Origin of the sequence: Dyella sp. (genome assembly GCF_051954575.1) — a bacterium.
Taxonomy (GTDB): domain Bacteria; phylum Pseudomonadota; class Gammaproteobacteria; order Xanthomonadales; family Rhodanobacteraceae; genus Dyella_B.
The window spans coordinates 1-12,319 of the sequence record NZ_JBQCHP010000137.1 but is presented as its reverse complement, the minus strand read 5'-3'; the positions used below and the strand labels follow the sequence as shown (position 1 = coordinate 12,319).

At 64.0% G+C, this 12,319-nt stretch carries 5 protein-coding genes; 2 read left to right on the top strand and 3 right to left on the bottom strand.

Annotation, left to right across the window (positions count from 1 at the left end; translation table 11 throughout):
- Positions 1–70: 70 nt before the first annotated feature.
- The 3 genes from ACTHNE_RS17305 to gltB form a co-directional block, all read right to left on the bottom strand.
- Positions 71–2,857 (bottom strand): TonB-dependent receptor, encoded by a 2,787-nt coding sequence (locus ACTHNE_RS17305; RefSeq protein WP_414649778.1) that lies wholly within the window; start codon positions 2,855–2,857, stop codon positions 71–73.
- 486 nt (positions 2,858–3,343) lie between these two features.
- The gene (locus ACTHNE_RS17300) at positions 3,344–4,780 is read right to left on the bottom strand and encodes an FAD-dependent oxidoreductase (protein WP_324946819.1); all 1,437 of its coding nucleotides are present in this window, start codon (positions 4,778–4,780) and stop codon (positions 3,344–3,346) included.
- Positions 4,777–9,213, bottom strand: coding sequence for a glutamate synthase large subunit (gene gltB / locus ACTHNE_RS17295; RefSeq protein WP_440269897.1), 4,437 nt, complete (start codon positions 9,211–9,213; stop codon positions 4,777–4,779). Before gltB ends, ACTHNE_RS17300 begins: the two co-directional genes overlap by 4 nt.
- 273 nt (positions 9,214–9,486) lie before the next feature.
- Between gltB and ACTHNE_RS17290 the strand changes: the two genes are divergently transcribed.
- Together ACTHNE_RS17290 and ACTHNE_RS17285 are read left to right on the top strand one after the other, a co-directional pair.
- Positions 9,487–10,692: a murein hydrolase activator EnvC family protein gene (locus tag ACTHNE_RS17290; protein ID WP_324940974.1), complete on the top strand. Its 1,206-nt coding sequence runs from the start codon at positions 9,487–9,489 to the stop codon at positions 10,690–10,692.
- Between the two features lie 166 nt (positions 10,693–10,858).
- Positions 10,859–12,211, top strand: coding sequence for a S41 family peptidase (locus tag ACTHNE_RS17285; RefSeq protein WP_440269896.1), 1,353 nt, complete (start codon positions 10,859–10,861; stop codon positions 12,209–12,211).
- Positions 12,212–12,319 lie beyond the last annotated feature (108 nt).

The window sequence follows — 12,319 nt, the reverse complement described above, 5'->3', positions numbered from 1 at the left end:
CGTCGATGATCGACGCGCCGCTTGTTTTCACATCCACTGCATCGTCATCGCCGATGCAGCATGACTGCTTTTACTCGAACGTGTACTTCGCACCCACCGTGAAGTACCGGCCGATCGCGCCGGTGGAATCGAGCGGGTTGTAGTTCATTCCACCGTAGGTCGTCGGGTCCAGCGGAGCGATTTCGTCCGTCAGGTTCTGGATCGAACCGAACACTTCGAAGTTGTTCGCGAAGCGATAGCTGGCTGACAAATCTACCGTGGTGAACGATGGGATACGGCAATGCTCCGGAGCGTCCGTATTATCGGCAAACGCAGCATTGCATGGAGCACCCGCGTACGGCACATTCTTGAACGCGCTGCGATAGTTCACCGTGGCGCCGAGCGAGAAGTTGTTGATATCCCAGTCGGCGGTGAGCTGCGCACGATGACGCGGCGTGCCGATGCAATTGGTGGTATCGCAATTGCCGTGCGTGCCGGCGTACTGCACGGTACCGCTGGCGTCCTGGCGGGCATACGAGATCAGATGCGTAGCATTCAGATCGAAGTTCACCCGGCCGTACGTACCCAGGTCGAAACGCTGCGTGAAATCCAGATCCACGCCACGCACCGAAGTTGCCGCGGAGTTGATGTAGCTGCCTTCCGCCGCCAGCAGCGTACCGCTGTTGGGAATGCCGGTGAGGTTATTGTCCGAACGAATCACGTTGCCCGCGGCAATGGCGGAAGCAGCGGTGCTCTGGTTGATTTCGTCGGTGCGACGAATGCGCCAGTAATCGACGGTCAGCGAGGTGTCGGCGGTCGGCGCCAGCACGATGCCGCCGGTGTAGCTGCGCGAGCGCTCCGGCTTCAGATGTGCGTTCGGGCCAGTGATGATCGCGATCGACTGGTTGCAGTCCGACTGCGCGGCTCCAAGGGCCGTCAATGGGGTGCCGTTCGGGCAACGCACCGGATCGGGGGCGTTGGTGAATGCAGCAAGGCGTCCACCGGTTTCAGCCGGATTCGGCGCGCGGAAACCGCCAGCGAACGTACCGCGCAGCGACAACCACGGGGTGGGCGACCACTTGATGCCGAACTTCGGCGTCACGGCGGTGGCACCTTCCTTGTAGCTATCCACGCGGCCAGCAGCGGAGAGTTCCAGCGTGCTAAGCACCGGCGCATCCACTTCGAAATAGCCTGCAGCTACCGACTGCGATCCCTTGTAGGCAGAGTAACCCAGGCCAATGATGTCGCCCGTGTCTGTGTACGTAGTTGGCGTCAGCGACACCGCCGTGCGGCGATATTCCGTGCCAAGTGCCAGGCCCACCGGACCACCGGGCAGATCGAACAGCGTGCGCGTGATCTTGGCGTCGATCGAGTCGAGCACGCTGCTGGCGTTGGCGTGCAGCGTCGGCGAGATGTAGCTGTAGATGCCCGGATTGTTGAGGCCGGAGTTCGCACCGATGCGCCAGTACCCGAACGGGCTGTTGGGATTGGTGAGCGCATCGCGCACCGCGCTGTAACGCAGATACCCCCAGCGCGTGCTGGTCAGATCGGTGCCCGAATGCATGTACGCGGCATCGTAATCCCAGGAGCCGAAGGTGCCCTTCACACCGACCAGGAAGCGGTAGAAGTCGTTATCCGTCCGCTGCACGCGCGGACCGACATCCCACGCGGAGTAACGCAGACGTGCGTTCGCGCCGTAAGGATTGTCGGGATCGCCAGGTCCAAGCACCACGGCTCCCGTGCCGCTGCTGGCATTGACCGGGCCGCCCGGATAACCCCAGGCGCCGGAGGTGCCCGACGGCGTGGTCTGGAACTTCGACACCTTGTTCGAGTAACCGAACTCGCTGTACACCTGCATGTCATCGGATACCTTGAAGGTACCGCGCACGAACAGGTTGAGCGCGCGGTCGCTCGGCGTGATCCAGCGGAACTTCGCCGTATCCCACAGGCAACCGCCACCGCCACCAGCCTGCGAGATGTTGGAGAACTGGCTGCAACCGGGCAGAGACTGGTAGTGATACTTGTTGTCGAGACCCAGAATACCCAAAGCGCCCGTCGGCGAACTGCCCGCCGCTGCACCGCCGCCGGTGATCGCACCACCCAGGAACTGGCTGCCTGTCGCGCTGTAACCCCACGGACGCAGGTCGCCCGTGCCGATCCACTTGCGGTCGCTGCGGTCGGACGCAAGGATCGCGTCGTCCTTGATGCCTTCCAGGTTGAACAGGACGTTGTAGCGATCCTTGTTGAGGTCGCCGGTGCCTGCCGTCAGCGACGCCTTGTAGCGGTTGCCGTCGCCGTTGCCGGAAACGCCGGTCGACACTTTGGCCACCGCGCCGTGGAAATCGCTCTTCAGGATGATGTTCACTACGCCGGCAATGGCGTCGGAACCGTAGATAGCGGATGCGCCGTCCTTCAGCACTTCGACGCGCTCGACCGCTTCCATCGGAATGGTGCTGAGGTCGGTAAACACTTTCTGGCCGTCATCGGCCAGGCCGAACGAGGCCATGCGGCGGCCGTTGAGCAGCACCAGCGTGGAGCCTGCGCCCAGGCCGCGCAGCGAAATGCCGGTGGCGCCGCTGGCGAAGCCATTGCCGAAGGTGGACGGAATGGAGCCGGCGCCATCGACGGTGAGGCGCTGCAGGAAATCGGCCACCGTGGGCAGACCACTGGCTTGCAGATCCTTGGCGGTAATCACCTGTACCGGCGAAGCGGTTTCCAGGTCGGTGCGCGGAATGCTGGAACCGGTCACGACGACCTTTTCCAAGGTTTTGGTGGATTGCGTCGCGTCTTGTGTCTGCGCGTTGGCAGCAAACGCGAAACCGGCGGAACCTGCGAACAGCGTCCACACGATGGCGTCGCGCAGCCGTGTCGTTTTCATACGCATGAATGATCTCTCCCTCTTGGTCAGCAGATGTGGGGAATTGGGCAGGGATCTGCTGGCTCCCCTGGCGCATAAACCTACGTCGTAAAAAGATGCGCTCTTAGGAATAGTAATCACACTTCGCAAGAAATTAACAGCACCGCCTGGCCTGAAAAGACAGGCATCCATGGCACCGCTTTCCGAAAAATCCATTAAGTCGCTGAATTAAAATATTTTTTTGGCAGGCCAAAGGCGATGTGTGCAAACGCAGCATATTGCGATGCCATGCAAATGCTTAGTTACCAATCACAAACGAGCGCGCATTGATCGGAAGACGTTTCAGGGCTGCCAATGTGAAATGGCGATGACGCGCGCCGGCCTGGATGTGCGTACCCAGGAGCAAGTACGCACTGGCTGGAGCTGATTCCGCGGCAAACTTGCGACCATAAAAAAGCGGCGCGTTGAAGCGCCGCCTTTTCAGGACATCCAGTTGCGATGGACGCGTCAGCCCGCAGCCACCGCTTTCGTCGACGCATCCACCAACATGCCAGCAATGCTCCTACCCGCCTCACGGCCGTCGTACACCGCCCGCACCACCAGATCCGCGCCGCGCACGTTGTCGCCGCCGGCGAAGATCTTCGGATGGCTGGTCTGGTGCGGCAAACGACCGTTGGCGCCGGTGATCACCTTGCCCGATGGCGCCAGTTCCACGCCGTGCGCATGCAGCCAATTGGGCGGGCTGGGCAGGAAGCCGAACGACTGGATCACCACGTCTGCCGGAATCTCCGATTCGGTGCCGGGCACGTTCTGGGGGCGCGGGCGTCCATCGCCCGAGTCCACCAGTTGCGTTTCCACCACGCGCACGCCGCGCACGTGGCCCTTGCCGTTGTCGAGAATGGCTACCGGCTGGCGGTGGAACATGAAGGTGACGCCTTCCTCGCGGCTGTAGTTCACCTCGCGCGCGGAGCCGGGCATGCTCGCCTCGTCGCGGCGGTACACGCAGGTGACGGATGCGGCGCCGAGGCGGATCGCGGTTCGGTTGCAATCCATGCCGGTATCGCCGCCGCCGAGCACCACCACGTGCTTGCCATGGAAATCGAACATGGAGGCCGGCTCATCGCGCAGCAGGCGTTCGGTGTTGGCGATCAGGAACGGCAAGGCGTCGTGCACGCCCTGCAATTCGCGTCCGGGCAATTGGCCGTCTACAAAGGTGTAGGCGCCAGTTCCAACGAAGATCGCGTCGTACTCTTCCAGCAGCGCGCCGAATTCCACGTCGCGTCCTACCTCTTTACCGAGCAGGAAGCGCACACCCATGCCTTCGAGCACGTCGCGGCGCGTGCGCACCACGCCTTTGTCGAGCTTGAACGGTGGAATGCCGAAGGTGAGCAGGCCGCCGATCTCGTGCTGGCGATCGTAGACGTCCGCCGCGATGCCTTCGCGGCGCAGGCGATCGGCGCATGCCAGGCCCGCAGGGCCGGCGCCGATCACCGCCACGCGAAAACCGGTTTCGCGCACCTTGGAAAGATCCGGACGCCAGCCCTGGCGCAGCGCTTCGTCGGTCACCCAGCGTTCGATGCTGCCGATGGTGACCGCGCCGAACGCGGTCTGCTCCAGCGTGCACGAGCCTTCGCACAGACGATCCTGCGGACACACGCGGCCGCAGATTTCCGGCAGCGGATTGGTTTCGTGCATCAGCGTGGCCGCTTCCAGGATGCGGCCCTGCTGCACCAGTTTCAGCCAGTTCGGAATGTAGTTGTGCACCGGACAGGCATGCTCGCAATACGGATTGCCGCAATCGATGCAGCGCTCCGCCTGCGAAGCGGCCTGCGGCGAGGCGAAGTCGCCGCCGATTTCACCGTAGCCCAGCACGCGCACCGCCACTGGGACGGTGCGCGGCGGCTGTCGGGGCAGGTCGAGGAATTGGAACAGCTTTGCGCTCATGCCGCCCTCCGGAGTTCTTCAGCCAGCACGGCGAGGCTTGCGGCTTTGGGTTTCACCAGCCAGAACTTGTATTGCAGGCCGCGGAAGTCGCGCAGAATCTGCCGACCCCATTCGCTGCCAGTCAATTCAACATGGCGGGTGACCAATTTCCGCAGGTGTTGCATGTAGTTTTCCATCCCCTCGGGTGAGATACGCAGGATGTCGACCAGCTCATGGTTGTAGCAGTCGACGAAATCGCGCTCGATATCGAGCACGTAGGCAAAGCCGCCGGTCATGCCGGCGCCGAAGTTGAGGCCGACCTTGCCGAGCACCGCGACCACGCCGCCGGTCATGTATTCGCAGCAGTGATCGCCGGCGCCTTCCACCACGGCGATGGCGCCGGAATTGCGCACAGCGAAACGTTCGCCCGCGCGGCCTGCGGCGTAAAGCTCGCCATCGGTCGCGCCGTACAGGCAGGTGTTGCCGATGATCGAGGCGTCCTGGCTGGCGTACGGCGCATCCGCCGGCGGACGCACCACAATGCGGCCACCGGCCATGCCCTTGCCGACGCCGTCGTTGGCCTCGCCGACCAGTTCGATGTGCACGCCGCCAGCGTTCCAGGCGCCGAGGCTCTGGCCGGCCGCGCCTTCGAGCTTCAGCTCGATCGGGTTCGTGTCCATGCCGTGGTCGCCGTGACGACGCGCAACATCACCGGACAGGCGTGCACCGATCGCGCGATCGGTGTTCTCGATGCAATAGGCAAACGTGCCGCCGCTCTTGTTCGCCACCGCAGCCGCCGTATCGATGGCGATACGCGAAGCGAGTTCGGCGTCGTCGCGCATCGGGTTGCGCGGCAAGGTGCAGGCAAATTCGCTGCGCGCGCTCAGGCCCGTGCCGTCGATCAGCGGCGTGAGGTCGAGCTTGTGCTGCACCGGCGTCACGCCTTCGAGCTGCTCGAGCAGATCCGTGCGACCCACGATCTCACCCAGCGAATGCACGCCGAGCTGCGCCAGATGCGCGCGCACGTCCTGCGCGATAAAGGTGAAGTAGTTCATCACCATTTCGGGCAAGCCGATGAAGTGGTCCTTGCGCAAAATCGGGTGCTGCGTGGCCACGCCGGTGGCGCAGTTGTTCAAATGGCAGATGCGCAGGTACTTGCAGCCCAGCGCCACCATCGGACCGGTGCCGAAACCGAAGCTTTCCGCCCCGAGCAAGGCCGCCTTGATCACATCCAGGCCAGTCTTGAGGCCGCCGTCGGTCTGCAGCCGCACGCGGCCGCGCAGGTCGTTGCGGCGCAGCGTCTGCTGCGTTTCGGCCAGGCCCAGTTCCCACGGCGTGCCGGCATATTTGATCGATGTGAGCGGGCTCGCGCCGGTGCCGCCGTCATGGCCGCTGACGGTGATCAGGTCCGCACCCGCTTTCACCACGCCGGCCGCCACCGTGCCGACGCCGGCATGCGAAACAAGCTTCACCGAGATCAATGCTTCCGGATTCACTTCCTTCAAATCATGGATCAGCTCGGCAAGGTCTTCGATGGAATAGATGTCGTGATGCGGCGGCGGCGAGATCAGGCCGATGCCGGGCTTGGCGTAACGCAGGCGCGCAATGGTGGCGTCCACCTTGTGGCCGGGCAGCTGGCCGCCTTCGCCGGGCTTGGCGCCTTGCGCGATCTTGATCTGCAGCACTTCGGCATTCACCAGGTAGGCCGGCGTGACACCGAAGCGACCGGAAGCCACCTGCTTGATCTTGGACGCCTTCTCGGTGCCGTAGCGCGCGGGATCTTCGCCACCTTCGCCGGAATTGCTGCGCGCGCCGAGACGGTTCATGGCAATCGCCAGCGCTTCATGCGCTTCCGGCGACAACGCGCCCAGCGACATGCCGGCCGAATCGAAGCGTTTCAGGATCGCATCGACCGTTTCCACTTCTTCCAGCGGAATCGGCTCGGCCGCAGGCTTCAACCCGAGCAGATCACGCAGCGCGGACGGCGGTCGACGATCGACGTAATCGGCGTATTCGCGATAGTCGCGCGGATTGCCGGTGCGCACCGCTTTCTGCAGGGTACCGATCACGTCCGGGTTGTACATGTGGTACTCGCCGCCATGTACGTACTTGTACAGGCCGCCGGCGCGCAGCGATTGCGCCTGGTTCCAGGCTTCCGCCGCCAGCAGAAGTTGCTCATGCTCCAGATCGGCAAAGCTCGCTCCGCCGATGCGCGAAGGCGTGCCGGGAAAACACAGCTCCACCACTTCCGGCGCCAGGCCAACGATCTCGAACAGCTGCGCGCCGCGATAACCGGCCACGGTGGAGATGCCCATCTTCGACAGGATCTTAAGCAGGCCTTTGCGAATGCCGCGGCGGTAGCTGCGGCCGATTTCCGCGCGATCGCCTTCGATATGTCCTTCGCGACCCAGCTCGAACAGGCTTTGGTAGGCCAGCCACGGATAGATCGCGGTGGCGCCGTAACCGATCAGGCAGGCGAACTGGTGCGGATCGCGCGGCGTGGCGGTCTCCACCACGATGTTGCAATGGCAGCGCAAGCCTTCGTCGATCAGGTGCGCGTGCACGGCGCCGGTCGCCAGCAGCGAATGGATCGGCAGCAGATCGCGCTGGGGATAACGGTCGCTCAGGAACACCAGCGCGCAGCCGTCACGCACCGTCTGCGCCACTTCACGACACAAGCGACGCAGGGCGGCTTCCAGCCCTTCTTCCGCCGCATACATCAGATCGAAGCGCGGCGCATTGGCGTACTGCGGCATCGCCAGCAATTGGCGCAGCTTGCGCTGCGAGAGCACCGGCGAGTTGATCAGGATCTGCTTGGCGTTTTCAGGCTTGAGATCGAACACATTGCCTTCCGGCCCAATCTGCGTCACCAGCGACATCACCAGTTTTTCGCGCAGCGGATCGATCGGCGGATTGGTCACCTGTGCGAACGCCTGGCGGAAACGATCGAACAGTGGGCGCACCTGGCGCGACATCGCCGCGACCGGCGTGTCGTCGCCCATCGAGCCGGTGGCTTCGGCTTCGAGTTCCGCAATCACCTTCAGCACGGTTTCACGTTCTTCGCGCGAAAGGCCGTAGAGCTTCTGGTAACAGCGCAATTCATCCGCCGGCAGCGGCTCAGCGGCCAGCGAAGGATCGATCAGGTCGGATTCGAGATAGCTCACGCCTGCGCGCAACCAATCGCGATACGGCGCGCGCTTGCGGTTGATGTCGTCGATGTCGGCGTCGCGCAGCAGGCGATGCGTCTTGAAATCCACCGCGATCATTTCGCCCGGCGCAAGACGGCCCTTGGCGATCACGCGGGCGCTCGGCACGTCCCACAAGCCCGCTTCGGAGGCGACGATCACGTGGTTGTCGTCGGACAGCGCCCAGCGTGCCGGACGCAAACCGTTGCGATCGAGCGTACATACCGCGTAGCGGCCATCGCACATCACCAGGCCCGCGGGACCATCCCACGGCTCGCTGTGCAGGGCGTAGTACTCGTAGAACGCGGCGAGGTCCTCGTCAATGCCTTCGCGCGCGGCGAACGCCGGCGGCACCAGCACGCGCATCGCGGCAAGCATGTCCAGGCCGCCGGCAAGCAAGAGTTCCAGCGCGTTGTCGAGGCTTTCCGAATCCGAACCGCTCTGGCGTACGAACGGGCCGATGTCGGAGAGATCCACCAGTGGCGAACGCCACACATGCGCACGCGTCTGCATCCAGCGGCGATTGGCGCGAATGGTGTTGATTTCGCCGTTGTGCGCCAACAGACGGAACGGCTGCGCCAGGCGCCATTGCGGCGTAGTGTTGGTGGAGAAGCGCTGGTGGAACACCACCGCGTCGGCCGACAGCGCCGGATGACGCAGGTCTTCAAACACGTCGCGCAGGCGACCCGGCGCGGCCATCGCCTTGTAGCCGATCACCTGCGCCGAGAGCGACACCACATAAAACTGCGGATCGTCCGCCAGCGCATGTTCGGCGCGGCGGCGTGCGCGGAACAGCGCGCGCTCGAAGCCGGCCTCGTCCATGTCGTCCGCGGCGTTGATGAAGATCTGCCGCACCACCGGCATGGCCGCCGCAGACAGCGGACCGCAGGCATCCGCATTCACCGCCACGTCGCGCCAGCCGGCAACATGCAGGCGCTCTTCGGCGACATAGCGCTGCAGCGTCTTGGCCGCTTCGCTGTCGGCCGATTCGAGGAACACCAGGCCGGCGGCAAAACGCTCGCCCAGCGGGATGCCTGCCTGTACCGCCATCGCGCGCAACCAGGACTGCGGATGATGGATCAGCACGCCGCAGCCGTCGCCGGTGACGCCGTCGGCGTTCACGCCGCCGCGGTGGGAAAGTTTGGCGAGCGCCGCGAAAGCCGTATCGACCACCCATTTGCTGGCACGGCCGTCGATCTGGGCCACCAGACCAAAGCCGCAACTATCGTGTTCAAAACTGGGGTCGTACAACCGCGGTGCCACCAACATGAGTTCAAATCCCCTTTTCTTGCTCCGGGTTCGAAGGCGCAAAAAGCCTGCCGCCCAGGAGGCGGCAAGCTGCATGCGAACAAGGCTTGCAACCCGACTTTAAGCACAACTTGTGCGTCGCGTCAAAGCCGGCTAGACGTCCAAATGAAAAATGGTTGTTAGCTGTATGCACGCGCGCTAACAGACCAGTGCCGCGCAAGTGTCCGCAAAGGCGCAACAGGGCGCCGTTTGGGGCGTCTCGCGGGAATAGTCCAGCTCATAGATAATCCGCGCATGCCCATACCCTCTCGCACCTCCCGTCCGCTGGTTTTTTCCCTTGTCGCCGCGGCGATTGCCCTTTCTTCCACCTTTCCCGCCACTGTCAACGCCGCACAGGACAGCAAGGCCGAAGCCGAACAGGCCCAGGCCAAGCAGCAACTGACCGACCTGCGCGCCAGGATGCAGGCGCTGGCCAAGGAGCAGGCCGACACCGCCGCCAAGCGCGACAACGTGAACGCCGAACTGGCCAAGCAATCGGATGCGGTGGCCGCTGCCGCCAAGGCGGTGCGCGATACCGATGCGCAGATCGCCGCCAAGCAGCAGCAGCTCGATCAGTTGCAAACGCAACGATCGACGCTCAATCAGAAGCTCAATGGCCAGCGCGCCGCGATCGCCGATCTGCTGCGCGCCACCTACGCCGTCGGCCACGGCTCGGACTTGCGCCTGCTGCTGGGCGACGAGGACATCGCGCGCATCGCCCGTTCGCTGGAATACTCCAAATACTTCCAGCAGGACCGGTTGCAGAAAGTGCAGCAACTGATGACCGAGCTGACCAAGCTGCAGGATCTGGAAACCCAGATCACCACGGAACAACAGGCACTGGAAGCCACCCGCACGCAGCGTCAGCAACAGACGGCGGCCTTGCAGCAGCAGCGCAAGCAACAGCAGCAGGTCGCCAGCCAGATCGATGCGCAATACAAGAACCAGGCGCAGAAGCTGGCGACACTGAAGCAGAACGAGCAGTCCCTCAACGACCTGCTGTCCAAACTGCAGAAGGCGATCGACGACGCGGCCCGCGAGGCCGCGCGCAAGGCGCGCAGCAACCCCACCGTGCCGAGTGGCGAAATGGGCAAGGCCATGGCCAACATCCGCGGCAACCTGCCGTGGCCGGCGCCGGGTCCGGTGCACACCTTCGGCAACGGCGTGCTGATCGGCGCACCGCGCGGCGCGGACGTGAAGGCGGTGGCGCGCGGGCGCGTGGTGTATGCGCACTTCATGCGCGGCTACGGCCAGTTGATCATCCTCAGCCACGGCAACGGCTGGCTGAGCATGTACGGCAACAACGAAACGCTGCTGCACGGCGTCGGCGACGACGTGGCCGCCGGCGAGGCGGTCGGCACCGCCATGCTCAGCACCGGCGACAACACCGGTGTGTATTTCGAGCTGCGCCAGAACGGCAAGCCGGTGGATCCGCGCACCTGGCTGAGCCAGAAGCACTGATACGGCGCCTTCCGCTTCATCCTGTGTGCGCCGAGGACGGAGCTGCGCGCGCGATCGAGATCAACACTTCGGCTACCCGCTTCGGCGTATGCTTTGGCCATGAATTTCGACGACCCCGAGCGGTCTCAACGGGATCGTCACCTCATTTCCTTTGGAGTTTTGCCTCATGCGTTTTTCCCGCTTCTGCCTGATCGCCCTGTTGCTGGCGACGCCCCCGCTGTACGCGCAGGCGGCGCCTGATGTGGCCGCGCCCGCCGCCAGCGACGCCGCCCCGGCAAAAGCAAGCAGCAGCGCGGCGCCGTCGGATCAGGTAAGCATGGACGACGTGCGCAATTTCGCGCACGTCTACCAGATCATCCGCCAGGCCTACGTCGAGAAGGTCGACAACAAGACCCTGATGAACGACGCCATCAAGGGCATGCTCGCCGGCCTCGATCCGCACAGCGCCTATCTGGACAAGGAAGGCCTGCAGGAGCTCAATGAGGACACCACCGGCCAGTACGGCGGCCTTGGCATCGAGGTGATGCAGGACAACGGCATGCTGAAGATCGTCTCGCCGATCGACGACACGCCCGCGTCGCGCGCCGGTATCAAGCCCGGCGACGTGATTACCTCGGTCAACGGCAAGGTGATCACGCCGGACAACATCGACAGCATGTTCGACGCCCTGCGCGGCGATCCGGGCAGCAAGATCACGCTGGGCATCCTGCACGAGAAGGCCGACCAGCCGGTCAGCATGACACTCACCCGCGAACGCATCTCCATGACCAGCGTGAAGGTGCACGAACTGGAACCCGGCTACGCGTACATCCGCATCAGCCAGTTCCAGGACGACACCGCCAGCGACCTGGAGAAGAAACTCGGCGGGTTGCTGCAGAAGAACGGCGCGCAAAAAGGTGCGATCCTGGATCTGCGCTCCAATCCGGGCGGCCTGCTGACGGCGGCGGTTTCCGTCAGCGACGATTTCCTCGATTCAGGCACCATCGTCACCACGCGCGGACGCCTGCCTGATTCCAACCTCAGCTTCACCGCGCATTCGGGCGACCTTCTGAACGGCGCGCCGATGGTGCTGCTGGCCGACAACGGCACCGCTTCGGCGGCGGAAATCGTGGCCGGCGCGCTCAAGGACAACCATCGCGCCCTGATCGTCGGCCGCCGCACCTTCGGCAAGGGCGTGGTGCAGACGGTGCTGCCGCTTGATGCCGATCACGCGGTGAAGCTCACCACCGCGCGCTACTACACCCCTAAGGGCACTTCGATCCAGGCCGAAGGCATCAAGCCCGACATTCCGCTGGCCGACCTCACCGTCGCCAAGGTGGACGATACGCAGAACCCGATCAGCTCCGAAGCCGACCTGCCGCATCACCTGGCCAATGAAGTCGCGGCCAATGGCGATGGCATCAACAACGACGGCAGCGCGGAGAATGCCAAGCTGGCGACCAGCGATTACGCGCTGTCGCAGGCGTTGAACATCTTGAAGGGCCTGGCGTTGCGCCACGATCCCGTCACGGCGAAATAAACGCAATCCACTGTAGGTTGGGGTGGTGGGCCCCGCAACCCCCCCGCCCCCAGTGGGCCATGTCGGGTTGGGGGTGGGGGGGGGGGGACCCCCACACACCCAGCGCGG

What these genes read in the sequence shown, in the direction of transcription:
- gltB (WP_440269897.1), bottom strand. Translation starts at nt 9,213, where the DNA reads ATGTTGGTGGCACCGCGGTTGTACGACCCCAGTTTTGAACACGATAGT.
- ACTHNE_RS17300 (WP_324946819.1), bottom strand. Translation starts at nt 4,780, where the DNA reads ATGAGCGCAAAGCTGTTCCAATTCCTCGACCTGCCCCGACAGCCGCCG.
- ACTHNE_RS17285 (WP_440269896.1), top strand. Translation starts at nt 10,859, where the DNA reads ATGCGTTTTTCCCGCTTCTGCCTGATCGCCCTGTTGCTGGCGACGCCC.
- ACTHNE_RS17305 (WP_414649778.1), bottom strand. Translation starts at nt 2,857, where the DNA reads ATGAAAACGACACGGCTGCGCGACGCCATCGTGTGGACGCTGTTCGCA.
- ACTHNE_RS17290 (WP_324940974.1), top strand. Translation starts at nt 9,487, where the DNA reads ATGCCCATACCCTCTCGCACCTCCCGTCCGCTGGTTTTTTCCCTTGTC.